The 26034-nt window shown below is 45.7% G+C and carries 23 protein-coding genes; 18 read left to right on the top strand and 5 right to left on the bottom strand.

What is annotated here, in order from left to right; translation table 11 throughout:
• Positions 1-39: 39 nt before the first annotated feature.
• The 6 genes from AAA946_RS12100 (at position 40) to AAA946_RS12075 (ending at position 5388) form a co-directional block, all read left to right on the top strand.
• Entirely contained in the window at positions 40-1023 is a 984-nt protein-coding gene (locus tag AAA946_RS12100) for an FAD:protein FMN transferase (protein WP_112462177.1), read from the top strand.
• Positions 1024-1035: 12 nt separating this feature from the next.
• Positions 1036-1269 carry a (Na+)-NQR maturation NqrM gene (gene nqrM, locus AAA946_RS12095; RefSeq protein WP_042496878.1) on the top strand — a complete coding sequence of 78 codons (234 nt, stop codon included), beginning with the start codon at positions 1036-1038 and terminating at the stop codon, positions 1267-1269.
• Positions 1270-1387: 118 nt separating this feature from the next.
• The gene (gene dinB, locus AAA946_RS12090) at positions 1388-2458 is read left to right on the top strand and encodes a DNA polymerase IV (protein ID WP_338165073.1); all 1071 of its coding nucleotides are present in this window, start codon (positions 1388-1390) and stop codon (positions 2456-2458) included.
• Position 2459: 1 nt separating this feature from the next.
• Positions 2460-2963 (top strand): transcription elongation factor, encoded by a 504-nt coding sequence (locus AAA946_RS12085; RefSeq protein ID WP_338165072.1) that lies wholly within the window; start codon positions 2460-2462, stop codon positions 2961-2963.
• Between the two features lie 54 nt (positions 2964-3017).
• Entirely contained in the window at positions 3018-3794 is a 777-nt protein-coding gene (locus AAA946_RS12080; RefSeq protein WP_338165071.1) for a YggN family protein, read from the top strand.
• Between the two features lie 232 nt (positions 3795-4026).
• The gene (locus AAA946_RS12075; RefSeq protein ID WP_338165070.1) at positions 4027-5388 is read left to right on the top strand and encodes a sodium-dependent transporter; all 1362 of its coding nucleotides are present in this window, start codon (positions 4027-4029) and stop codon (positions 5386-5388) included.
• A 59-nt stretch (positions 5389-5447) separates the two neighbouring features.
• On the opposite strand, the gene AAA946_RS12070 is transcribed toward AAA946_RS12075, so the two are convergent.
• From AAA946_RS12070 to AAA946_RS12060, 3 genes are all read right to left on the bottom strand, one after another.
• A complete protein-coding gene (locus tag AAA946_RS12070; protein WP_112478261.1) occupies positions 5448-5639 on the bottom strand; it encodes a DUF4250 domain-containing protein in 192 nt (63 codons plus the stop codon).
• A 10-nt stretch (positions 5640-5649) separates the two neighbouring features.
• Positions 5650-5856, bottom strand: coding sequence for a YaeP family protein (locus tag AAA946_RS12065; RefSeq protein WP_338165069.1), 207 nt, complete (start codon positions 5854-5856; stop codon positions 5650-5652).
• A 137-nt stretch (positions 5857-5993) separates the two neighbouring features.
• Entirely contained in the window at positions 5994-7463 is a 1470-nt protein-coding gene (locus AAA946_RS12060) for an aminoacyl-histidine dipeptidase (RefSeq protein WP_338165068.1), read from the bottom strand.
• Positions 7464-8355: 892 nt separating this feature from the next.
• On the opposite strand from AAA946_RS12060, the gene AAA946_RS12055 reads away from it, so the two are divergent.
• The 10 genes from AAA946_RS12055 (at position 8356) to AAA946_RS12010 (ending at position 19464) form a co-directional block, all read left to right on the top strand.
• Positions 8356-9648, top strand: coding sequence for a solute carrier family 23 protein (locus AAA946_RS12055; RefSeq protein ID WP_112462098.1), 1293 nt, complete (start codon positions 8356-8358; stop codon positions 9646-9648).
• A 31-nt stretch (positions 9649-9679) separates the two neighbouring features.
• On the top strand, positions 9680-10144 hold the full coding sequence (gene gpt / locus AAA946_RS12050) for a xanthine phosphoribosyltransferase (protein WP_338165067.1): 465 nt from the start codon (positions 9680-9682) through the stop codon (positions 10142-10144).
• 150 nt (positions 10145-10294) lie between these two features.
• Positions 10295-11149, top strand: coding sequence for a helix-turn-helix domain-containing protein (locus tag AAA946_RS12045; RefSeq protein ID WP_338165833.1), 855 nt, complete (start codon positions 10295-10297; stop codon positions 11147-11149).
• 50 nt (positions 11150-11199) lie between these two features.
• Complete coding sequence (gene frsA / locus AAA946_RS12040; RefSeq protein WP_338165066.1) at positions 11200-12447, top strand: esterase FrsA; 1248 nt, start codon at positions 11200-11202, stop codon at positions 12445-12447.
• A 131-nt stretch (positions 12448-12578) separates the two neighbouring features.
• Positions 12579-12968, top strand: a complete 390-nt coding sequence (crl, locus tag AAA946_RS12035; RefSeq protein ID WP_338165065.1) for a sigma factor-binding protein Crl — start codon at positions 12579-12581, stop codon at positions 12966-12968.
• Between the two features lie 153 nt (positions 12969-13121).
• A complete protein-coding gene (gene proB, locus AAA946_RS12030) occupies positions 13122-14258 on the top strand; it encodes a glutamate 5-kinase (RefSeq protein WP_338165064.1) in 1137 nt (378 codons plus the stop codon).
• 17 nt (positions 14259-14275) lie between these two features.
• Complete coding sequence (locus AAA946_RS12025; RefSeq protein ID WP_338165063.1) at positions 14276-15526, top strand: glutamate-5-semialdehyde dehydrogenase; 1251 nt, start codon at positions 14276-14278, stop codon at positions 15524-15526.
• Positions 15527-15713: 187 nt separating this feature from the next.
• Entirely contained in the window at positions 15714-16649 is a 936-nt protein-coding gene (locus tag AAA946_RS12020; RefSeq protein ID WP_338165062.1) for a LysR family transcriptional regulator, read from the top strand.
• A gap of 294 nt (positions 16650-16943) precedes the next feature.
• Positions 16944-18374, top strand: coding sequence for a DUF3943 domain-containing protein (locus AAA946_RS12015; RefSeq protein WP_338165061.1), 1431 nt, complete (start codon positions 16944-16946; stop codon positions 18372-18374).
• Between the two features lie 115 nt (positions 18375-18489).
• Positions 18490-19464, top strand: coding sequence for a LysR family transcriptional regulator (locus AAA946_RS12010; protein ID WP_338165060.1), 975 nt, complete (start codon positions 18490-18492; stop codon positions 19462-19464).
• A gap of 7 nt (positions 19465-19471) precedes the next feature.
• Here the strand turns inward: AAA946_RS12010 and AAA946_RS12005 are convergent, their stop codons facing one another.
• Both AAA946_RS12005 and AAA946_RS12000 read right to left on the bottom strand, forming a co-directional pair.
• On the bottom strand, positions 19472-20827 hold the full coding sequence (locus AAA946_RS12005; RefSeq protein WP_338165832.1) for an MATE family efflux transporter: 1356 nt from the start codon (positions 20825-20827) through the stop codon (positions 19472-19474).
• 197 nt (positions 20828-21024) lie between these two features.
• Positions 21025-21399, bottom strand: a complete 375-nt coding sequence (locus AAA946_RS12000) for a hypothetical protein (protein ID WP_338165059.1) — start codon at positions 21397-21399, stop codon at positions 21025-21027.
• Between the two features lie 216 nt (positions 21400-21615).
• Here AAA946_RS12000 and AAA946_RS11995 point away from each other — a divergent pair, with 216 nt between their 5' ends.
• Both AAA946_RS11995 and AAA946_RS11990 read left to right on the top strand, forming a co-directional pair.
• Positions 21616-22704 (top strand): efflux RND transporter periplasmic adaptor subunit, encoded by a 1089-nt coding sequence (locus tag AAA946_RS11995; RefSeq protein WP_338165058.1) that lies wholly within the window; start codon positions 21616-21618, stop codon positions 22702-22704.
• Positions 22704-25763: an efflux RND transporter permease subunit gene (locus tag AAA946_RS11990; protein ID WP_338165057.1), complete on the top strand. Its 3060-nt coding sequence runs from the start codon at positions 22704-22706 to the stop codon at positions 25761-25763. The genes AAA946_RS11995 and AAA946_RS11990 overlap by 1 nt, the downstream gene beginning before the upstream one ends.
• The last annotated feature ends 271 nt before the right edge of the window (positions 25764-26034 follow it).

Raw genomic sequence — 26034 nt, 5'->3', positions numbered from 1 at the left:
TTTCATTTAGCGAAACAGTTGAAATTAGTGCTAGCCGCAATGCTAGCAGCGGTACTTTTAACCGCGTGTGGTAACGATCGTGAGCAAGTGCATTTGAGCGGCCCGACAATGGGGACGATTTATAATGTGAAATACATTGCGACCGACAATAGCCCAAAACCGGAAACTATTCAGGCAGAGCTGAATCGCTTACTTGAACAAGTGAACGACCAAATGTCGACCTATCGCCAAGATTCTGAGTTGAGTCGCTTCAACCGTTTCTATGGGACAGAAGCATTTCCTGTATCGAAACAAACCGCGATTGTGGTGAAAGAAGCAATCCGTCTCAATGAAGTCACATTGGGCGCTTTGGACGTTACAGTAGGGCCTTTGGTTAACCTTTGGGGCTTTGGCCCAGAAGCGCGTCCAGAAGTAGTGCCAACAGCAAAGCAACTTGCTGAGCGCAAAGCGCAAACGGGCATTCAGCACCTTTCTGCAACTGACACGACGTTAAAGAAAGATCTGCATGGTTTGTATGTGGACTTGTCGACGATTGCAAAAGGGTGGGGAGTAGATGTCCTCGCTGAATATCTAGAGCGTATCGGCGTTCAAGATTATATGGTTGAAGTCGGTGGTGAGATGCGCTTGAAAGGTCTTAACCGCGAAGGCGTGAAATGGCGTATCGCGATTGAAAAACCAGCGACGGATGAACGTAGTGTTCAAGAAATCATTGAGCCAGGTGACATGGCTATCGCGACTTCAGGCGACTACCGTAACTACTTTGAACAAGACGGTGTTCGCTACTCGCACATTATCGACCCGAAAACGGGCAAGCCTATCAACAACAAAGTGGTATCGGTGACGGTTCTTGATAAGTCTTCTATGACTGCAGACGGTTTAGCGACAGGTTTGATGGTGCTGGGTGAAGAGCAAGCTCTGGAAGTTGCCGAGCAAAATGGCATACCAGCGTTTATTATTGTAAAAACAGAAGATGGGTTTGATGAAATTGCGTCAAGCGCGTTCAAGCCTTACCTCAACAAGTAACGGGTGACAACTATGAGTACATTTCTAATTACTTTCGGCGTTTTTCTTGCGGTGATTGTTGCCATGTCTGTTGGTTACATCTTCCAAAAGAAAGTCGTAAAAGGCAGTTGTGGCGGTCTTGGTGCCGTTGGTGTCGACAAGGTATGTAACTGTCCAGAGCCATGTGATGCTCGTAAAAAGCGTGAAGCACGTGAGCAAGCGCGAGCAGAAAAGCTAGCAGCTTGGGAAAAAGATCGCATCGCTTAATCAACAAGCCAGCCGATAACTGAATAACAAAGACCAGAGCAACGCTCTGGTCTTTTTGGTTGGTTCTCACTCAAAATCAGCGTATACTTTTAACTGTATAAATAAACAGTTTAATGCCGTGTCTGACTCTATTCGAAAATTCATCCATGTGGATATGGATTGCTTCTACGCTGCGGTTGAGATGCGCGACAATCCACATTATCGAGGTAAGCCCCTTGCCGTTGGTGGCAGCGAGCGCCAGCGTGGGGTGATCAGCACTTGTAATTATGAAGCGAGAAAGTTTGGTGTCCGCTCGGCGATGCCGACGGCTCAGGCGTTAAAGCTGTGTCCCAATTTGCTGCTCGTCCCCGGACGAATGGAAGTTTACAAAGAAACCTCAAAGCACATACGAGCGATTTTTGCTCGCTATACCTCGCTCATTGAGCCTTTGTCGTTAGATGAGGCATACCTAGATGTGACCGACTCTCCCCATTGTCAAAACTCAGCGACGCGCATTGCTGAGCGTATTCGTGCCGATATCTGGAATGAATTGCAACTCACCGCTTCTGCTGGGGTGGCGCCGCTTAAGTTTTTGGCCAAGATTGCCTCGGATATGAATAAACCCAATGGGCAGTTTGTGATCCCGCCCGATCAAGTGCAACACGTGGTTGATGAGTTGGATTTGGGCAAAATACCGGGTGTCGGGAAGGTCAGCTTAGATAAACTCAATAGTGCCGGCTTTTTTACCTGTTTAGATATTCGCAATAGTGACTACCGAGAATTGATCGTGCGTTTCGGTCGCCTAGGCGTTTCTTTATGGAAGAAAAGCCACGGCATAGATGAGAGACAAGTTGTCGTGGAGCGGGAAAGAAAGTCGATTGGCGTCGAGCGCACCTTTAGCGTCAATATCTCTAGTTTTGATGAGTGTTGGCAGGTGATTGAAGACAAGCTGTATCCGGAACTCGAATCTCGCCTCGAAAGAGCAACACCGAAACGCAATGTCATCAAACAAGGAATTAAGGTAAAGTTTGCAGACTTTAAGTTAACCACCATTGAACACGTGCACAACCAGCTCGATCTCCCTTATTTCAAAGACCTGCTTCGCGAGGTTTTAGAAAGGCAACAAGGGCGAGAAATTCGACTGCTGGGTTTGAGTGTGATGCTAGAGCCTTTAGAGCAAGCCCGGCAACTGTCAATGTTTGAGGAATAGTATGGACAAGCGCGCACTACTAACGGCAGTGATTACTGAACTTGAAAGCAAAGTGACAACACTGGTCTCTGCCATGGAGCAAACCGTGGATGCCGCGACCAATGAAGAAACCGTACCAGAGCACAAATATGACACCTTAGCACTGGAAGCGTCCTATTTGGCACATGGTCAGGCGATGCGTCTAGAGCAAATAAAGGATGACATCAACACGCTAAAGCGCACCACGCTGCGAGAATTTTCTGAGCAAGACAGTGTTGGATTAACGGCTTTAGTCTGTGTCGAGAATGATGATGAGCAAATCGCATGGTATTGGATGTTGCCCTGTGGCGGTGGCGTGACAATAAAGGATGCTGAGGTATCAACGGACTCTGTGTTGGCGGCGCTTACAGTGGTGACTCCCCATTCGCCACTCGGTAAGGCTTTGCTAGAGCAGAATATAGATGATGAAGTGAGTCTGGCCATCGGAGATTCCGTGCAGCACTATGCTATTATCGCGATTCAGTAACGACTTTGGATCGCGTCGACAATTGGACAGCCGATCAAACCAATAAGGTGTGCTATGAAATTACCTCAACTTTTTCCAACAACAGCGCTGCTTAGCGGTGTCGTACTTAGCAGTGCTTTAGTGGCGAGCAATGCTTACGCTTTTGGGCAATGCGGAGTGGACATTAAGAACGAAGTTCACCTAGATGGTGAACAAGTCGAAATCGTTAAAGCCAGTTCTAAAGTCCTGATTGATGAAGACAACAACCTGTTCATTAACGGTAAAGCGATTGAACTGAGTCAGCTACAACAAGATGCTTTGGAAAGCTACCGAGAGAACATGAACAAGTACGTGCCTCAAGCGAAAGAGCTCGCGTCCAACGGCCTTGAGCTGACCAATGACCTTATCGATGACGTCGCTGAGAGTTTCGATAACTCTGAGGCGTTTCAAAACGTCAAACAAGCGGTTGGAGAGTTTTTTGCTGATGTTCAATCTCGCTACGAAGAGAACGGTGATTTTGTTCTAAAGTCTGAAGCCTTTAGCAGTTTTATGGACAATTGGGAGCAAGATTTAGCGAAGGCAAAAGAGGTCTTCAACAAAGAGTTCTTTAGCAGTGCCTTTACGGCATTACAACAAAAGATGAGTGCAGAGGGTGGGTTAAATCTTACAGAGCTCTCTAAACAGATGGATGAGCTCAAAGCAAAAATGTCGGACACTATGAAAGAGCAGTCAGAATCGTTAAAGCAGCAGGCAGAAGAGTATTGTGACTCGCTAAATGATGTCGCAGAGCAAGAGCAGCAGTTGCAGAAAACCATTCCGGAGCTTAAGGACTATCAAGTCTTTACTATCTAAATGCCACTCTAACTGATGCGTTCGCCCCAAAGGAAATAGGTATTTTCTTTGGGGCTTTTTATTTCATTTAAGTAGATTTAGCCAGTTCGGGTATCTGTATGATGCTCATGTTGCGGGTGTTTTATTTGCTTGGGTGGTAAAAATTAGAGCATTAAGCCAAAAACATTTGCTCTTCACTCATTTTTGACATACCGTACCAGCAAACTAGTACGACATGATAAGTGCAGTAGGTATGTCAAACACATCTTCCGCTCCAAGAGAGCACTTTGGTTCCCGATTAGGCTTTATTTTAGCCGCTGCAGGTGCGGCTGTTGGATTGGGTAATATTTGGGGCTTCCCAACACAAGCTGCCAGCAACGGTGGCGGTGCTTTTCTATTAGTCTATTTAGTCATGATATTGGTCGTGGCTTTCCCTATGTTGGTGGTGGAAATGGCCATTGGTCGACATGGGCAAGCGAACCCTGTCGATAGCATGAAATCTCTTACCGCCCATCCTATCGTCAAACAGCTTGGTGGCATGGTCGGTTGGATTGGCCTTGCGGTGCCTTGTGCGGTATTGGCGTTTTACTCGATTGTTGGTGGTTGGCTGATTTGCTTCTTGTTTGGCGCACTGACAGACATCGCCGGTCTGACGTCACTAGCTGATTGGTTCAAAGGTTTTAGTGTCGAAAGAAACGTGTTTGGTACGGTGCTTTTCTATCTGTTGACGGTGTTGATTGTTCAAGGCGGGGTAAAGAAAGGCATTGAAAAATGGTCGACACGTCTGATGCCATCGCTGTTTATCCTTTTTGGATTGCTGTTTATCTATATCATGATGCAGCAGGGTGCAATTGAAGGTCTTAAACATTACTTGATCCCAGATTTTGAAAAAGTATGGGACAGAAAACTCATTCTCGCAGCCATGGGACAAGGCTTCTTTTCGCTAACGATTGGTGGCTGTTCGATGCTTATCTACGGCTCTTATTTGTCGAAAAAAGAGAACCTACCGAAGATGGCGATGAATGTGACCTTAGTAGATACCTCGGTGGCGTTTATTGCTGGTCTTGTGGTGATGCCGGCGATGTTTGTCGCGATGCAAAAAGGCGTTCAGATTTATGCAGAAGATGGCTCACTACTGAGCTCAGATACCTTGGTCTTTACGGTATTACCATTGATGTTTGAGTCATTAGGCATGCTTGGTTTAGTCTTCTCAGTGGTGTTTTTCTTGCTATTGACCATTGCCGCGCTAACTTCATCTATTTCGATGTTGGAGTGTCCGGTTGCCCTTGTCGATGAGCGCTTTAACACCGGTCGTAAGAAAACCAGTTGGGTACTTGGTGCACTTATTGCGTTGTTTAGTATCTACATCGTATTTAACTTCGGTGATCTGTTTGGCTTTGTCGCTATGGTTGCGACGCAATACTTGCAGCCTATTGCAGCATTGTTGTTCTGCTTGTTTGGTGGTTGGGTTTGGAGCCGCGCGAGTAAGATTAAAGAACTTGAGCAAGGTTGCCCGGACTTCCAACTCGGCTGGTTTGGTAAAGTATGGCCTTGGTACGTGAAGTTTGTCTGTCCAGTGCTTGTCGTTACCGTGATTTGGGCGTCATTTGGCTAATCACTGAATGAATCAAGAATGAAAAAACACCGCTGAGGGAAACCTAGCGGTGTTTTTGTTTATCGGAACTGACCTGCATCTTCTAGGAAGTCAAAGCCAGCACTGGCAAGCTTTTCGATAAGAGCAGTTTTGCTGATGTCGAAGTAGCTGACGAGCTTATCTAAATCCCCGCCAAAGTCGTCACGCAGTTTCATGTTGACGATACTCATTAGCATCACAGGATCCATAGTTTCAAAATTGGCTAGATTCATCTTTAAATCTCTACTTGTCTTCAAAATCCGAAATCAATAAGTTCGCCGCCGCGAATGCCGCTTGCTCACGGACATCTTTTGGTAGGCTTTCATTTGCAGCTACTTCGTTTAGCGCACGAACAGCACATGAAATTGCTTGTGGAATGTAGGCTTGATCGCCACTGCCAATTTGGGCGTAGATTTCGCGAACCAAATCACAACAACCGTAAACTTGCATAATGTTTTTCTCTATAAATGATAACTGGTCTCAATATACACAGGCTGCAGAGGAAACTCAAAAGGCACACTTGATGTGAAACAAAAAAGCCGATGTTTTGGTTAAACATCGGCTTATCAATCGCAATATTGGCTAAATTACGCTTTAGCAGGAATCGCTTCTAGTAGGGCTACCATTTGGTTCCAGAATAGCTCTACCGTGTCGATTTTTACTTTCTCGTCAGGCGAGTGAGGGAACTTAATGGTTGGGCCGAAAGAGACCATGTCCATGTTTGGATACGGTTCTTTGAATAGGCCACACTCTAGGCCTGCGTGGATCACCATGATGTTTGGTTTGTGACCGTAGATACCTTCGTACATATCGCGGAAGATAGCCATGATCTCTGACTCTGGGTCTGGTTTCCAACCAGGGTAAGCACCAGAGCACTCAATCGTCGCACCGGCAAGCTCTGCGACTGATGCTAGCATGCCTTCTACTTGAGAGCGGCCAGAATCGATAAGCGAGCGAATAAGGCATAGCACTTCAACTTTATCCGCTTGCGTTGTGATCACACCAACGTTGAGTGAGGTCTCAACGACACCTTCAATATCGTCACTCATACGAATAACGCCATTCGGGCAAGCATTCAGTGCAGCGATAAAGCGTGATTGAGCGTTAGACTCAAACACATCGCCAAGATCAGCGGCTTCGTTAAAGCTAACGATGTCAGTTTCAATAGCGCCTAGCTCAGATTTCAGGAGCTCAGTGTAGAAGCTGTAAAGTTCTTCTAGCTTCGCTAGGTTTTCTTCTGGTAGTGCTAGAGTAACAAAACCTTCGCGTGGAATAGCGTTACGTAGGCTGCCGCCACGGAATTCAATTAGGCGAGCATCAAGCTCTTTTGCGTGACCCGCAAGGAAGCGGCCAAGCAGTTTGTTGGCGTTGCCGCGACCAGTGTGAATATCGCAGCCAGAGTGGCCGCCTTTCAAACCTTTGAGGGTTAGCTGACGTGCAACATAGCCTTGAGGAGCTGCTTCGCGAGTGATATCGAACGTGATAGCTGCGTCGATGCCGCCAGCACAACCCATGTACACTTCGCCTTCTTGCTCTGAGTCAGTGTTTAGAAGAATGTCTCCTTCTAGCCAACCTGCCTCTAGGCCGAATGCGCCAGTCATGCCTGCTTCTTCATCGATAGTCAGTAGAACTTCTAGTGGACCGTGTTTGATTTCATTTGAAGCAAGCACAGCTAGGCACGTTGCCATACCGATGCCATTATCAGCACCTAGCGTGGTGCCTTTCGCAGTTACCCATTCACCATCAATGTATGGCTGGATTGGGTCTTGAGTGAAATCGTGGTCAGTGTCTTCATTTTTCTGAGGCACCATGTCGATGTGCGCTTGTAGAACCACACCTTTCTTATTTTCCATGCCTGCCGTTGCTGGCTTTTTGATAAACACGTTGCCTGTCGCGTCGCGCTTAACATCAAGACCTTGCTCTTTGGCCCAGCCGATAATGTACTGTGCTAGGGCTTCTTCATACTTTGAAGGGTGAGGGATTGAGCAGATTTTGTCGAAAAATTGCCAAACCGGTGCCGGTGACAACTTGCTGATTTCAGAATGGAATTCAGACACGGAACTCTCCTTTATGCAGACTAGGCTAGATTGTTATTCCTCAGATGTTTGAATTCAAGGTGAGAACATCTGGTTTTCTAGCTTATTTAAGATAAAGCCAAGGATACCATTAGTTGTAAACAACGAGTAGTAAAAGCAAGACAATTATGTAATAGCGCCTGTAACTTGGATACCACTCGATGGGTGTTCTGGTGCATATTAATGACAATATTATCCGTAATAAAATTACAAAAATGACGGTAGATTACAGGTAATATGAATTTTATGTGACTTAGGTCGCTATAAGTGTTGTAATTTAAATCCAATATGGTATTCTTTTGAACAGTTGAGTGATTCAACATAGCTTGTTCAAGGATTGAGCCCGATTTATCGCCTCCAAGGAACCGAGATTCAAAGCAACTTTATCCATTATTTGTTTTGTTAGAAGGTGATGTTATGCAAGGTTTAGCAAGCGCGATGTTTTGGACCAACCAAAACGTATACACGAAAGACTTCGCGTACAATGTCTACTACGGTAGATAGTAATTAAGATTTTCCCCTAAATTGAGAATTTATTGTTGGTTATATACCCCAATTGATGACCAAATTATTCTACCGCCACTCTCTGGAGTGGCGTTTTTTTTGCCTTTTCTCTAAGAAATGCCATCTTTACGTCAAAAAAGTTGGTGGATTTTTGTTCGGTTATCCCACCTTATCGCTATGATGAAATAGGGCGCAGATGCGGTAACTATTTCAATTTGTTAGCAGTCGTTACCGGATGGGTTTCATATCAAGCGGAAAATATGTTGATTAGAGTCTAAATTCTAGCTGGAATTTGCGTTTTGATAACCTTATAATTCGCGCCAATCGTTTACGCAACCGTTTACTTTTTACACTTTTTAGGGATTCGATTATGCTCGAGAAGCTGTTCAAGCTCAGTGAAAATGGCACCACAGTGCGCACTGAGATTATCGCAGGTATCACTACCTTCCTGACGATGGCTTACATTATTTTTGTTAACCCAGCAATTCTAGCTGATGCCGGCATGGATCGCGGCGCAGTATTCGTTGCAACCTGTCTAGCAGCTGCGATTGGCTGTTTTATCATGGGTTTTGTCGCTAACTACCCAATTGCTCAAGCGCCGGGTATGGGTCTAAACGCCTTCTTTACCTATGCAGTTGTATTGGGAATGGGTTATACATGGCAAGTCGCGTTAGCGGCGGTATTCTGCTCTGGTATTTTATTCATTCTATTGAGTGTGTTTAAGATCCGTGAGTGGATTATTAACTCCATTCCTATGTCGCTTCGTACTGGTATCTCAGCGGGTATTGGTCTGTTCCTAGCGCTGATTGCACTAAAGAACGCGGGTATCGTAGTTGATAACCCAGCAACGCTTGTATCTCTGGGTCACATCACTTCTCTACCAGCTACGTTAGCTGCTGTAGGTTTCTTCATTACTATCGCTCTTGTTCACCGTGGCGTGAAAGGTGCGGTAATGATTGCCATCCTTGCAGTAACTGGTCTAGGCCTTATTTTTGGTGATGTTCAGTGGGGCGGCATTATGTCTACGCCACCAAGCATTGCACCAACGTTCATGCAGCTTGATTTCTCAGCAGTATTCGAAATCGGTATGATTTCTGTCGTGTTTGCTTTCCTATTTGTTGACTTGTTCGACACGGCAGGCACGCTCGTGGGTGTGGCTCAAAAAGCAGACCTTATTGGTAAAGATGGCAAAATTCCTCGCCTAAACAAAGCACTACTGGCTGACTCTACTGCAACTTCAGTAGGTGCACTACTAGGTACTTCGAACACGACTTCTTATGTAGAAAGTACAGCAGGTGTTGCAGCAGGTGGCCGTACTGGTCTAACTGCAGTTGTCGTTGGCATTTTGTTCGTACTTGCTTTATTCTTCTCGCCTTTAGCGGGTATGATCCCAGCTTATGCGACAGCAGGTGCGCTATTTTATGTAGCAATTTTGATGATGTCTGGCCTAGTTGGTATCGACTGGAGAGACATTACTGAAGCAGCACCGGTTGTTGTCACTTGTTTGCTGATGCCATTTACATTCTCAATTGCAGAAGGCATCTCACTAGGTTTCATCGCTTACGCTGCTATTAAAGCATTGAGTGGTAAAGGTCGCGACGTATCTATGAGCGTATGGGTAATGTCAGCTATCTTTGTCATCAAATACATTGTGGCTGCTTAAGTCACGGACACGTTTCAATTAGGTTATTATTATGGCTAACAAATTCATCATCACTTGGGACAATATGCACGCATATTGCCGTCAACTAGCTGAGCGTCAAATGCCGGCTGAGCAGTGGAAAGGCATTATCGGTGTAAGTCGTGGCGGTCTAGTACCAGCAGCGATCCTAGCGCGTGAGCTAGGTATTCGTTTTGTAGATACAGTATGTATCTCTAGCTATGACCACGATCACCAACGTGATATGACGGTTCTTAAAGCACCTGAGCATGACGGTGAAGGTTACCTAATCGTTGATGATCTTGTAGACAGCGGCGATACAGCACGCAAAATCCGCGAAATGTATCCAAAAGCTAAGCTGGTTACTGTTTGTGCTAAGCCAGCAGGTGTTGAACTTGTGGATGAGTACATTGTGGACATCGATCAAGATTGTTGGATCGAACAGCCATGGGATATGGCGTTGTCTTACGTTGAGCCAATTAACCGTAAGCAAAAATAAACAGTGATGTTTGAAAAACCGCGATAGTTGATATCGCGGTTTTTTTTCGTCTGGTCATTGGTTTATCTTTTGAATTTTACTCCGCCGGTTTGTTGGTTAACGGGCTTTTAGGAGCTTGGCGTCGATTGGTACCAGTTTAAGGTTTGTGGCATAGAGTCACGTACCGTACAAGCTATTGGGGGCGTATCGGTGACGTTTGAGCACGGCCCTGAGATATTAGAGCAAGCCGATACCATCATTCTTCCTGGTTGGCGAGATGTGGATGAGCAGCCGCCAGAGGTATTGGTGAATGCACTCAAGCGCGCACATGAACGTGGTGCACGAATTTGCAGTATTTGCACCGGGGCATTTGTGCTTGCGGCAGCGGGATTGTTAAACGGCCGCGCGGCGACAACACATTGGCACCACTCACACCTACTTTCACAGCGCTATCCAAGCCTTCGGGTGTCATCATCTTCGTTATACATTGAAGATGGGAACATTGTGACCTCTGCGGGCTCGGCCGCCGGGTTGGATATGATGCTCTATATTGTGCGTCAGGATTATGGTTATAGAATTGCCAATATGGTGGCACAGCGCTTGGTTATACCTGCATACCGAGATGGTGAACAGTTACAGATCGTTGCGCAAGAGGCGATGGCGACATCGCAGACTAAGATTGCAGAGGTCATGGATTGGGTGAGAGAGCGATTGTCTGAACCTCACAATGTGGACTCCCTTGCCAGTCAAATGGATATGACGCCGCGCACCTTCCAGCGAACGTTTAAAAATGTTGTAGGGCTTCCAGTGATTGAATGGTTAACGCGAGCAAGAGTGGATGGCGCTAAGGAGTTGCTTGTCACTACTTCTTCAACGGTGTCACACATTGCCTACCATTGCGGGTTTGCGTCTGAGAGTACCTTTCGACATCAGTTTCGAAAGCTAGTAAGTCAAACACCCACTGCATTTCGGCGTCAATCATCGAGTCATTTGCAGCAAATGCGAGACAAAAACACTGAATATTAGCGATTATTCGATTATATTGTTGCTGTTAACACGTAATGCTAGGTGCGCGTATGTCCGAAGAAGTCAGCAAAAACATCTCTGAAACCTTGTTTGAAAAAAACAAGCAGGCCAAAGAAACCTCTCACCTTATCCGGTACATGCCAAGCAGTATCCGTGTGCTTGAGGAACGTCAATCAAAGCAGCCAACCTCTTGGTATCGTAATTTGTTGCGTCTGCAGTGGGTTTGGCAGGGCATGGATCCGATTGAGCTAGAATCGGTACTGGCAAAAATTGCCTCTTCGGATCATTCAAGAACCGTTGATGAGTGGCTTGATACCGTCATGGGGTACCACGGTGGTAACTGGAACTACGAGTGGACTAAGCATGGCATGATGCATCAAAAGCGTGCCAACGATTTGCAAGGTGATGCAGCGGCGGAAGAGCTATTTAAAGCATCTCTAAGTTTTAGCATCGCAGGTTACCCGCATCTTAAAAATGACAACCTAGCTCTGCAAGCACAAGTGCTGGCAAATAACGCCTACAATGAGGCTGCGAAACGCACCAGTCACACCATCAAGCAAGTAGAGATCCCGTATCAGAATCGACGCATTACCGCCAATCTTCACTTGGTAAGTACCGATAAACCTCAGCCGGTTGTTATTGTGAGTGCAGGGCTTGATTCGTTGCAAACAGATATGTGGCGACTGTTTAGAGACTACCTAGCGCCTGCAGGTATCGCCATGCTTACCGTAGATATGCCATCAATAGGACACAGCTCTCATTGGCCGTTAACCGAAGACACATCATGTCTGCACCAGGCGGTATTAAGTGAGCTTCCGCATATTCCTTGGGTGGATCATTTTAGAGTCGGTTTGCTCGGTTTTCGCTTTGGTGGCAACGCCATGGCGCGTTTGTCGTTTCTTGAGCCAGATAAAATCAAAGCGTGCGTGACGCTTGGCGCGCCCATTCACCATTGCTTGGCGACACCGCAGATCATTCAATCAATGCCAAAAATGTACATCGATATGCTCGCGTCACGACTTGGTAAAGATGCGGTGGACATAAACAGCCTTGCCGGACAACTGATGGCGTGGTCGCTGAAAATCCAAGGATTCTTATCATCTCGCCGAACCAAAGTGCCGATCCTGGCAATGAGTATGGAAGGGGACATAGTGTCACCGCTGTCCGATAACCGCTTGTTGGCGATGTTTAGTCAATATGGCAAAGCGCGTGAGATACCAGCGAAAGGTATCGCAAAGGGGTATGCGCAATCCCTCGAAATGGCTATTAAGTGGTTGGAGGACGAACTTTTAAAGTGACATTTGTGCAGATTTAGTGAACTATGTGAAATGATTGTGTAATCAAGTGCATGATAAAAATATAAATTCAACACAATTTATTATCGCTATTTATGTTTTACCCCTATTTTACATAGAAACGGAGTTTCACTATGTCAGAAACGGCGAAAACCCCTACACACTATCGCTTAATTGCTGCGTTTAAAGCTATTGGGCCGTATTTGCGAGAAACCTTGTGCAAAGACGGTACCTATCATTTCGATTGTCTTTCGGTTTGCGTGGATGATAGCAAGTCACCAGAAGACAGAGAGTTTTGGGGCTGGTGGCTTGACCTAGCGCTAGTCGATGGCGAGTTTGAAGCGACTTATCAAATTGGTCGTTACAATCAAACTGGCGAGTGGGTTTTGGAAACAGCACCAAAATCGGCTATTGGTGAGATAAATCGCACCCAAGAGGTGTTTCATCAAAAATTAGTCGCGACACTAGACGATAAATTTGAATTGGCAGTCTCTATCCACGACGACTCGGTAGAGTTCGTATAATCGCCTGTTGTTAGGCTCCAATGCCTGCTTTAAGCAGCGCTGGAGCCTTTTTTGTGTCTCTTTTCCCCTCGCTTCGCTTTTTTACTTGTACAAATGATGTTTGATTGCTAAAACATCACTCCTTATTAAATTTTTCACGTCAAACAAGTAGAGATGACTTCGGATATTACTCGTCAAACTGCCGACAAGAAAACGGTAGTGGTGAAGTTAGGTACTAGCGTCCTAACAGGTGGTTCCCTAGCGCTAAATAAAGCGCACATGGTTGAGCTGGTCAGACAATGTGCTGAGCTGAAAAAGCTTGGACACTCCGTTGTAATGGTATCGTCTGGTGCTATTGCCGCGGGTCGCGAGCACCTAGGCTACCCCGAACTTCCCAAAACGATGGCGAGTAAGCAGCTTTTGGCCGCCGTTGGTCAAAGCCAGCTTATCCAAGTATGGGAGTCTTTGTTTGCTATTTACGGGCTTAAAATCGGTCAAATGCTGCTAACGCGTGCCGATCTTGAAGACCGTGAACGCTTTCTTAATGCGCGCGATACCATCAATGCTTTGGTTGAAAACGACATCATCCCAGTTGTGAACGAAAACGATGCAGTCGCGACCAGTGAAATTAAGGTTGGCGATAACGACAACCTATCGGCATTAGTGGGGATTTTGTGTGGTGCGGATAAGCTATTGCTGCTTACCGACCAGCGCGGTTTGTTTACTGCCGATCCTCGCAAAGACCCAAATGCAGAGCTGATCCGCGAAGTGACAACGATTGACGAAACGCTTCGCAAGATCGCAGGTGGCAGCGGCACCACTTTAGGTACTGGTGGCATGGCCACCAAGCTGCAAGCGGCTGACATTGCTCGCCGTGCGGGTATTGAAGTGATTATTGCTGCCGGCAGTGCGGAAAACGTCGTATTCGACTCTCTGTCTGACGAGCCTCAAGGCACCCGTTTCTTGCCGCTACCAGAAGCGCTGGAAAATCGTAAACGTTGGATACTCGCAGGTCCTGCAGCAACCGGTAATATCGTTATCGATTCGGGCGCAGTGAATGCGGTAATAGGCAAGGGCAGTAGCCTTCTTGCTAAAGGGGTAATAAAAGTTTCAGGCCGCTTCGCTCGTGGTGAAGTGGTACGTGTGACGACCAATGACGGAGCTTTGGTTGCAAAGGGAATTTGTGGCTACTCCGATGTGGATCTGGCCAAAATAGCTGGCAAGCACAGTAAAGAAATTGCTGATACGCTTGGCTATGATTATGGTGCAGAAGTGATTCATCGCGACGATATGGTCGTCATTCAAGATTAAGAATAAAGGGAACCGTTATGGACATGATTAAATTAGGCCAAAACGCGAAGCAAGCCAGCTTTGCTTTGGCGACCGCGTCAACGGCGCAAAAGAATCGCGCACTGCAAATCATCGCCGATGAACTTGAAGCAAACGCCGACGTCATTTTGGCCGCGAACGCGAAAGACATCGACCTAGGCCGCGAAGCCGGTCTAACTGATGCGCTACTTGATCGCCTACTTCTGAACGAACAGCGCCTGAAAGGTATTGCGGATGACGTTCGCAACGTTATCACGCTGTCTGATCCTGTTGGCAGTGAAATCGACAGTAAAGTGCTTGAAAACGGCATGAGCCTATCGCGCCGCCGTGTGCCACTTGGTGTTGTTGGCGTAATTTATGAAGCGCGTCCAAACGTTACGATTGATATCGCAGCACTGTGCTTGAAAACCGGTAACGCCAGTATTCTTCGTGGCGGTAAAGAGACGTTCTTCTCTAACATGGAATTGGTTAAAGTGATTCAGTCTGCACTTGATAAAGCGGGTCTGCCTGCTGCATCAGTACAGTACATCGAAAAACCGGATCGTGAGCTGGTTTCTCAGCTGCTTAAACTGGATGATTACGTAGACATGATCATCCCGCGTGGTGGTGCTGGCCTGCACAAAATGTGTAAAGAGAACAGCAACATCCCAGTGATCATCGGTGGCTTTGGCATCAGTCATATCTTCGTGGATGACAGCGCGGATCTTACTCGCTCTTTGGATGTGGTTGAGAACTCAAAAGTGCAACGCCCATCGGCATGTAACTCATTAGATACTCTGCTTGTGCACGAGAACGTTGCTGCTGAGTTCCTTCCAATGATCGCCGATCGCTTGAAAGGTAAAGTATCACTGGTTGCAGAGCCAAAAGCGAAAGCGATGTTGGCGGGTTTTGATGACTTGCGTGATGCCGGTGAAGGCGATTTCGATACCGAATGGCTAAGCTTCACTTTAGGCGTGAAAGTCGTGGCTGATGTTGAAGAAGCGATCGACCACATGCGAGTTCATAACGCTAGTCACTCAGATGCTATCATGACTAACAGCCTAGTGAACTCAGAGAAGTTCATTAATTCTGTTGGCTCAGCGGCAGTCTACGTGAATGCCTCTACACGCTTCACGGACGGTGCGCAGTTTGGTCTTGGTGCCGAAGTTGCAGTATCGACTCAAAAACTGCACGCTCGCGGCCCTATGGGCTTGGAAGAGCTAACCAGCTACAAGTGGGTGGGTAAAGCGGATTACTTACCGCGCCCTTAAGCAAATTTAATATAAATAGAGTCAGCGCACCGTGCGCTGACTCTATCACTCTCAGCATTCTTTCCAACTCTCCGCGCAATTACGTTTCCACACAAAAAATACACTTTGGATACCCTGTACTACTTCATCTAGCTTCTTTTGCTGTACTATCATGAAGATAACGCGTTCTTTAGAGGAAAGGTGTCACATGCAATCTAAATTGGAAGAGCTTGATCTCAATCTACTCAAGTTGCTTCGTGTCGTCGTAGAAACTCGCAATACCTCGCAAGCTGCTGAAATCCTGGGCGTGTCTCAAACCAGTGTCAGCCGCGGCATGGCAAAGCTAAGAGAAACTTTTGGCGATCAATTGTTTATTCGAAAGGCTCACGGTGTAGAGCCTTCTGAGCTAGCAGAGAAGCTAGCCGAAGCCGCAGAAAACATGTTAAAGCCATTTAGCGAGGTGTTGGAAGCCTACCAGACATTTGACCCTGAAGGGTACGATGGCAGTGTATCTATTGCTGTTGAGCACAGCCTGCTGGAGATATTTGGCCCTGGACTGTATCGAGCTCTAAGTCAGGCATTACCCAATGCGTTAATTAGATTGGTATATTGGAAGGAAGACTCGCTTCATCATATGTTTGATAGGCAACTGGATTATGTAATTCACTACACTTTACTCCCGCTGCCACAAGACATTTATGTCCATCATTTATCGGAAATTACCCTCAGTCTCGTCGCTCGAAAAGATCACCCTGTTCTCAGTCAAACTACCCAATGGGAGGATATTCATCATCTTCCCTTGGTTAAGTTGGTGGCGGAAGCAATGAAAAGTAAGCACGACCCTTTTGATGAGCTCTATGTTAACAAAGGGTATGATCCCAAGATTTGTTTAGTTACCCACAGTGTGCCAATAGTGGTGGAGAAGTTGCTGAATTCTGATGCGATTAAATTCAGTAGTAGCTATTTGCTTTCACACAGCGATGAGCTCGAATGTTACCCGTTGCCAACCATACCAAGAGATTTAAGGAAGTTCAGTGTCTCTGGCAGTTATCTACAATCAAAGCGTGGCTACCCAATCAATCAATTTTTGCACCAAACACTACAAAGCTTCTTCAATTCCATTGTACAGCCTATGAGTCACTAATTTTCAGATAGTGCGAGACTTTAATCCAACGGGTCTCGCCTCTCCCTCGCTCGATATCTTTCTCTTCCATCGACTACTTTTACGCTTCGTAGCCGTTTGCTGCTCTGATACATCAATTTTGAATTTCTGATATACGTTCATTTGCTTCTATAACGCCCTTAAACTCCCTCCCAACAAAACATCTCGTTTCATTAATTAAGAAGCGTTTGATGGCAACGAAATTTAAGGAATATGAATTTCAGAACTCACAAAGGATGGACATAAATTAAATATATCAGAAGCAGAAACACTATAATGACTACTCTAATCAGACCTGTGCTTGCCGCATCGGTAATACTAAGCGCGCCTGTTTTATCCAATGCACTGCCACTAGATAGTGACCAACAGCAATCTCAGCTAATCGAACACTGGGAAGCGTCACTGACCGAGTTCTCAGAGATCGCACAGCCTCAGAGTTCAGGTTTTACTATCCGAACTCACCCAGAGAAGTCCAATACAGCATGGGAAGAGCTTTCAGACACCAACCACGTTTACAGCAACCCTTATCGTGTGTCTTTATTCTCTCCTCAAAATGGTGAAGATGGCGCTAGGCTATGGTCGCAAACAAAGTCAATTGCTGCCTATGGTGTAGGTGTAGCGGGTGCTTTAGCTCTCATGCCAGAGTCCATCACAAATTGGGAAAAAGGCGGGGACGATCTGTTTAGTAAATGGGTTGATAACGTTAGCAGTGGTCCTACTTGGGATCGCGACGACTGGGCTATCAACTATATCGGCCACCCTTATTTCGGAGGAGTGTACTATCAAGCTGCTCGTAAATCTGGTTATCGACAGTGGGATTCGTTTGTATACTCAGCCATGATGTCGACGTTTTATTGGGAATATGGCATCGAAGCCTTTGCTGAGGTCCCTTCTATTCAGGATCTTTTTGTTACGCCTATCCTAGGTTGGGTATACGGCGAGTGGGCGTACAATAAAGAGCAAGAAATCCGACTGACGGGGGGAACGGTCTGGGGTTCAAAGTCACTGGGTAACATATCGATGTTCTTACTTGACCCTGTTGATGGTCTTGGAAATGGCGTTAACCATCTGGCAGGAAAAGAGATTGTAAAAGCAGGTACTGGGTTTATAGGGGTACAAAATGTCAACACGCCGAATGGTGTTTCTGAGCGTCAATTTAGGTTTGAAGTGCAGTACGCCCTCGATACGACGCCAGGCTCGTCACGAACCAGAAAGAGCTACCACTCTCAAAGCAGTGAAGACCCTGTGACTTATAGTATCGTTGGAGTTTCGGCGGGTGCGAGTTATGTAGAGCCATCGGATTACTGGGAGCTAGACTCAGGTATGGGTGCCTCCTTCACGGTGGGCTTACACTTCAGCCCTGCACTGTCTGGACACCTAACTTATACTCGGGCGTCGCTGAATGACCGAAACACTCGTCAATCTGTGACCTACGAAAGCTACAGTGCGAATGGCCTCTATTACTTTAATACGGATTCCAAACTACGCCCATTTGTGACGGCTGGCTTTGGTGAAAGCTTGAAAAATGAGGACACTAAAACCAAGCAGTTCAAGCTAAACGCTGGAGCAGGGTTGCATTACGCACTTCACCCAAACTGGGCTCTGCAGGCCGAATGGAGACACTCAGGGCGACCTTCAGCCAAAGCAAGTGAAAGCATAGCGACTGGTCGATTGGTATATCGGTTTGGCAAAGGCGAACAGAGGTAGTGCTAGTGTAACGAAACTGCACCAGAATAGTTGTGTTGCTCTGGTGCGGTTTTCTATGGATTCTCCAGCCTTTGTTGATGACCATGTTGCCAAATGTTATTTTTATGTTTGATGAATGGCATTGGAAAAGGCTTCATGGATGAGCAAATCAATAAAAAATCTTGATTTAAATCTCTTAACGCTTTTAAAAGTGGTTGTTGAAACACGAAACGTTTCTCAAGCTGGTGAAATACTCGGGATTTCTCAAACTAGCGTTAGTCGCGGCATGGCAAAGTTAAGGGAGACTTTTGGCGACCAACTTTTTATTCGCAAAGCGCACGGTGTAGAGCCATCAGAGCTTGCTGAAAAGTTAGCAGAAGCTGCAGATAATATGTTGACTCCGTTTACTGAAGTGCTGGATGCTTACAGCTCCTTTGAACCTCACAATCACGAAGGCTCAATTGTGATCGCATTTGAGTTAAGTTTGCTTGAAATATTTGGACGAGGGATATACCAAGCTTTAGCCGATGCCTTGCCTAAGGCAAGCTTGTCTATGGTTTACTGGCAGCAGGACACACTTTCACAAATACTCGATCGTCACGTAGACTATCTGGTTCATTTTGAGCCTTACTCGTTGCCTCAAGACATCTATACGCATCATTTATCTGATATTAAAATCAACCTAGTTGCACGAAAAAACCATCCTGTATTGAGTCAGACTTCTGACTGGGAGGTTATTCATAAGCTTCCAATGGTTAAGCTTTTTTCGGATGCTGTGAGTGCTAAGAGTGATCCTTATACAAATGCACTTTTTACTTCAAAAGGTTACACGGCTAATATTGTGCTGAATACGCACAGTATTCCTATCGCAGTAGATAAACTAACCAAGTCGGATGCGTTCAAGTTTAGTAGCAGTTACTTGCTCACCCACAGCGATGAGCTCTCCTGCTATCCACTTCCGATTATGCCCAAAGAGTTAAGAAGCGTGTCTGTCGTTGGTGGTTATTTGCAAGCCAAGCGTGGCTATCCTCTCAATCAGTATTTACACCAGACAATACAAAGTTTTTTTAACAAAGTTCTGCAACCTGACATAGAGCTAGACAAAACCTAGTTTGATATCAGGTGATACCTTGAATCCACTTCTTACTTCTTATTCTTAGAATGGAGCTCATACACTTAATGAGCTCCCCAAGCAAAAATAACAAGAAGACTGATAACGGTCCGATATTAAGGTAATAAACGGCCAGAAATGATATCGGTATCGTGATTAACCATTGCGCAATGAGATCTTGGTAAAGGCAAAACTTGACGTCTCCTCCAGCGCGTAGAATCCCTGTAATTGCCATCATAGGAATAGAGCGAAGCATAATCCCCAAGCACAAGACAAGAATAAAATACTTTGCCAGCTCGAACGATTCTTCGGTGAGCGCTGGAAACATTGAGAGCAGCAAATTTTGAGATAGATATACGGTCAGTGCGACGACTGAAGCACAACTGATATTGAGTACCATTGCGCTTTTGGCATAGATCCAACTGCTCTTGTACTTTCTGGCTCCAAGGTTGTTGCCTATCAAAACACCAGCAGCACTTGAGAGTCCTATCACGACAGAGAGAGCAAATGATTCAATTGGCGCCACTACAGATAGAGCAACGAGCCCTAAGACTCCAGTCTGTCCCATGATGGCGTGGCAGGCAAATAACCCCGCAGCCCACACTAGGAAATTCAGAGTTGTAGGGGCAGATATCTTCATAAAGTGAGATAGCTGTTTGACTTGAATGCAGTTAACTACATCTCGAGAACTAAAAGCAACCGTATATTTTTTACTGTAGATGAACATATAGAGCAAAAGGAACTCGGCGATCCCACTTAATAGAGTTGCAATGGCCGCGCCTTTAAACCCGAGCTCAGGAAAGCCCAGATGTCCAAAAATGAGTACCCAATTGAGAAATATATAAATCACCAAGCCTACGGCACTAAAAAAGGTACTGACACCGGGCTTATGCATCGCTCTCAAGCCAAACAGCATCGTGGTTATGAAGGCCACGCTTAACATGCTTGGCGCGGCAATAGATAAATACAACTTCCCTAGTTTGATAACTGAGTTATCCTCAGTCACTAGTGACACTATCTGAGTAGAGAATAGTAGAAATATTGATGCGCAAATTACCCCTAGAATACTCGATACAACCCATGTCAGGGCTGTGTTTTCTCTAACTCCTTTCTCATTCTTTGCTCCCCAATATTGAGCTGTTATTAACGCGCCTGCCGTCGTAGTGCCCACTATCATGATAGTGGTAACAAAAATGGCTCGTGCTGCCACACCAATGGCGGCTAATTCTATATCTCCCAAATGACCAAGCATGATGACGTCGATAAGACCTCGGCTTGAGTAAAGTACATTCTGGAAGGCAATAGGTAGAGCGATGAGTATCATCTTTCTGATGAAATGGCTACGGAGTGAGAGAGCATTCATTAAATTTAACAACACCAGAGGCGATCCTTGCTATATCTGAGTGGCTATTCTTAACCCTATCACAGCGCAGAAGTGTTTGTTGTTTTTATGTTAAGGAGGTTTGCTGGAAAAGTGATTATTAGTTGCCATGTACTAAAAATAAAAGCTGAACCTCATAAAGGCTCAGCTTTTTGGCGCGGCTACATTCTTTACTTGACTCAATTCACACAGATTTCGCCACACTGACGAACCGCAAGTCGTTTTTCTATAAAAGACAGATCCAGGCCATCAAGTGTCGTATCAAATATCACACAATCTAGCCAGAATACGTCCAATAGTAGGTGAATATCATCGGCTAACTGTTCTAGTTCTTGCTTAGTTAGTGCGTGGCTATCATGGCTCCAAGACTTTGAAATATCGATTACAATTCTTCGACCAAGTCTCGCGTTTTTGCTGTAGTCAGCTTCATTTATTCCTGCTACAAGAATCACTTTGCAAGCTCCGTCCCCAATGTCTAATAGGCCATAGGGCCTGTCATTGAGATGGATGGATTCTTGATAGTAGGTTTGCCGTAGTGGGTGCCTACTGTTCATTTTTACCTCTTAATACAGTCAAGTTTTCACTGTAAGCCTACTTAGCAACCGCCACAAACTGAACGAATAAGAGTTATTCATTATTGCAAAAAGCCAAGTTGCAAATATGAATAACTGCTAAACGTAGCGCGGTGAAGGGAATTCTTTAAACTGCCAGCCAACAGACAAAAATGTCTAAATCTTATTCGACACTTTAAAGAATTTTTGGAGAGAACCGTGAATCGCCCAATGTTGTCAGCCCTTTTTAATACCAAACCTCTTTTTGTGGCAGTTGGACTTTCCGCTTCGGTATTACTCACCGGATGCAAGAGCGAGCAGGCTGCAGAGCAAACTGCCCCTGTCGTTCGTCCTGCTTTCACTGAAACTGTTACTGCGCAGGCTGTAGCAGATTTGTACTTCAATGGTGTGGTTCAGTCTTCTAACCGCGCAGACCTATCATTTCGTACCTCTGGTCGTCTTGATGAACTCTTGGTTCAGCAAGGAGATAGGGTTTCTAAGGGTCAAGTGATTGCAAAACTTGATTCTGTTGATGCAGAGATCACGTTAACTGCAGCCAAAAATGAGTTGGTAAACACGCACACAGAATACCAACGCGCTTTGCAGCTATATAACGGTAAACAAGCTATTTCAAAAAGCCAATTAGATGAAATTAAACTTCGTTATCAGCTATCAGAAAGCAAGTTGGAAGATGCTCAGCGTCGCCTAGAAGACATGACATTGAGAGCACCATTTGACGGCATGGTTAGCCGTAAAATGGTGGACAATTATACTCAGGTTCAAGGTAATGAAACGATTGTTTCCATCCATGATTTGAGCCTGCTAGAAGTAATGATTCAGGTTCCCGAACGAATTATGGCGCAGTCAAATGGTGCTCGAAAAGTGCTAGCAAGTTCGTCTTTGTTCCCAGGTAAAACCTTTGACTTGTCAGTGAAGACATTTGAAACCGAACCAGATCCAGCATCGCGAACGTATGGTGTCACGTTGAAATTTGAAGATACGCAACAGGCGGCTCTGCTTCCTGGCATGACAGTACGAGTATTTTCTGTGTCAACCGAAAAAGAAAACGGCATGCTGACTGTTCCACTTTCTGCTATTTCGCCGGACAACCTAGGGAATCAGTATGTATGGGTAGTGGATAGTAACAATATTATTCATCGTCGAGTGATTGAAACGGGCTCTATGGCAGGGGATCGCGTGGAAGTATTATCAAAGCTCAATTCTGGAGAGAAGGTGATTACAGCAGGCACTTTGGGCTTGTCCGAAGGGCAAGAAGTTAGACCAATGGCAACTGAGGTAGCAGAATAATGAACATCGCAAATTTCACCATAGCCAAACGCACGAGCGTTTGGGTATTAATCGCGCTGACTCTTATCGGTGGATACATCAGCTACTTAAAGCTTGGTCGATTTGAAGATCCAGAGTTTGTTATTCGCCAAGCCGTGATTGTCACCCCATACCCAGGAGCTACTGCGCAAGAAGTTTCTGATGAGGTTACTGACGTTGTAGAGGGGGCTTTACAGTCTCTGCAAGAAGTGAAGGAAATCACTTCGGTGTCGAAACAAGGCATGTCAGAAGTCACGGTTGAAATCAAACGTGCATTCTCCAACAACGAAGCGGAATTGCAGCAAGTTTGGGATAAAGTCAGACGCAAAATTGGTGATGCTGAGCGTTCCCTACCTCCTGGCACAGGAGCGCCGATCGTTAATGATGATTTCGCCGATGTGTTCGCCCAGTTCTATGCTGTTACTGGCCGAGGTCACAGTGATAAGCAGTTGCAGGACTACGTAGATACGTTACGCCGAGAGTTGGCTTTGGTACCGGGTGTATCGAAAACGGCTACGTTAGCCGAAAAAAATGAGGTTATTTTTGTTGAGATTGCCAGTGACCGCCTTGAGCAGCTTGGTGTGTCTGCCGACCAGGTTTACAACGTATTAGAGCGTCAGAACATGGTTTCTACCGCAGGCACTATCAACACCAATACGATGCGTGTTGCAATCACTCCAGTGTCTAGCATCAGCTCATTTGAACAACTAAAAAATCTGAAAATTGCCATTGGTGATAACAATACGATCATGAAGCTGTCGGACGTCGCCAGCATCACTCGTGGCTACGAAGAGCCATCATCAGTGCTTATGCGTTACAACGGCAAACGTGCAGTTGGCCTTGGAATATCCAACGTTGCTGGTGGCAACGTAGTTGAAATGGGCGATGCAGTAAAAGCGCGTATTGCTGAACTAGAAAGTCAGCGTCCTCACGGGATTGAACTGCATGAAATTTCGATTCAGTCTGATTCAGTACGTGACTCAGTTTCTGAATTTATTAATAACCTGATTGCCGCAGTCGTTATTGTGTTTGTTGTTCTGCTGCTATTTATGGGGGTAAGAACGGGTCTCGTCATTGGTTTTGTTCTGGTGCTGACCGTGGCAGGTACGCTGATCATCATGTTGATTGATGACATTGCGATGCAGCGTATTTCACTGGGTGCTTTGATCATTGCTCTTGGTATGCTGGTCGATAACGCAATCGTAGTAACGGATGGTGTCCTCACTCGTCTACAGAAAAATCCAGATGCTGACCGCAATCAAGTCGTTGCCGATATTGTCAACGAAACTAAGTGGCCACTACTTGGCGGTACAATCGTTGGTATCTGTGCATTTAGCGCTATTGGTCTTTCACCATCGAACATGGGTGAGTATGCAGGGTCGCTATTCTGGGTAATTCTGTACTCTATGATGCTTAGCTGGGTGCTTGCGGTAACCGTTACGCCAATGCTTTGCCATGATTATCTGAAAGTTAATGCGAATAAAGTATCAAAGCCAAGTAAGATCAGTGCTGCGTATCAGCGTGTACTGCAAGCGGTATTAAACAATCAGAAAAAGAGCTTAGTCGTTGTTGTTGGTCTGTTTGCTGTTGGTGTTGTCACTTTCAGTCACGTACCTCCAGGCTTTATGCCAGAGTCACAAAGAGAGCAGTTTGCTATTGATATTCGTCTGCCACAGGGAACAGACATCGAGCGTACGCATGAGATCGTTGCGCAGATTGAAAAAGACGTATGGGAAAAAGCCAATATCACTGGCACGACAAGCTTCATCGGTTCGGGCGGGCTTCGTTTTATGCTGACGTACTCTCCGGAACCACCAAACTCGAGCTATGCGCAAATGTTGGTGGACGTGGATGACTACAAAGTCATAGAAACGTTAGTCGCTGAGCTACAAATTGAACTGAATGAACGTTATACCGATGCTTCAATTAATGCTTGGAAGTTTATGCTTGGCCCTGGCGGCGGTAAAAAAATCGAGGTTGCTTTTAAAGGTCCTGACAGTGAAGTACTGAGACAACTGGCTGAACAAGCAAAAGAGATTATGGAGCAGTCACCTGCATTAGTAGCGATTCAGGATGATTGGCGTCAACAAGTGCCAGTCATTAGGCCAGTCTACTCAGCAGAAAAAGTGCAGAGTTTTGGTTTGACAACGGTAGAGCTAAATCAAGCGATTCAACAAACCTTGTCAGGTCGCAATGTGGGTGTTTACCGTGAAGGCAATGATCTTATCCCGATTGTGGTCCGTTCTCCAGAATCAGAGCGTCACCATGATCGTGTGATTGAGAATACCAAAGTATATAGTGCCGCGATTGGACAGTTTGTTCAGGTAGAGCAACTGGTTGAAAGCTCAAGCGTTGAATGGCAAGACGCAATGCTGCGCCGTATTGACCGAGTGCCAACTATTATGGCACAGGCTGACCCTGCGACTGGTATTCTAACGTCAGAAGCGATGGAAATGGTTCGTACAGATATTGAAAACATGCCATTACCTGTAGGGTATGAACTGGAATGGTTCGGTGAGTACAAAGATGCCAAAGAAGCCGACGAAGGACTCAAGATATCTGCACCTTACGGTTTCACCGCCATGGTTTTAGCCGTAGTGTTTATGTTTAACGGTATTCGTCAGGCTCTGGTAATTTGGTGTACGGTACCTTTAGCCGTGTGTGGTGTGGCAATTGGACTGGTGACCTTCCAGACACCTTTCGAGTTTATGGCAACTCTGGGTTTCTTGAGCTTGATAGGTATGATGGTGAAAAATGCCATCGTTCTGGTCGACCAAGCTGACAAGGAGATAGCCTCTGGTACGCAGCCTTATGAGGCCATTATATCGGCAGCAATGAGCCGTGCTCGACCGGTTATCCTTGGCGCTGCTACGACGATATTGGGTGTCGCTCCTCTGCTTGTTGACCCGTTCTTCAAGAGTATGGCCGTCACGATCATGTTTGGTTTGTTGTTCGCTACGGCGTTGACATTGCTGGTGATTCCTCTGAATTATGCGCTGTTCTTCAGAATCAAGCAGCCAACCGAACCACAAACGAACTAAGTTACGCAGAGAGCCTGAGTCAAGTACTCAGGCTTTTTTTTATTTGCAATATTGCTTTCTCATGCGTTAAACCAAACTTGGTGTTATTTCCTCTTTGATTGCACTTTTTAAGACCATAATAATCACATTGTGAAAGCCACATACACACTCTGTTACTTTTGGTTAGTCAAATACTGGTGATTAACCCATTTATCATCCCCTTAGTGCAAATATGAATAGCTCTTATTCATTCCACTGGAAAATGAAATCCGTATACTTATCCTCATTGAAG

Origin of the sequence: Vibrio sp. 10N, assembly GCF_036245475.1 — a bacterium.
In the GTDB taxonomy this organism is placed as follows: Bacteria; Pseudomonadota; Gammaproteobacteria; order Enterobacterales; family Vibrionaceae; genus Vibrio.
This window is presented reverse-complemented; position numbering and strand designations above follow the sequence as displayed.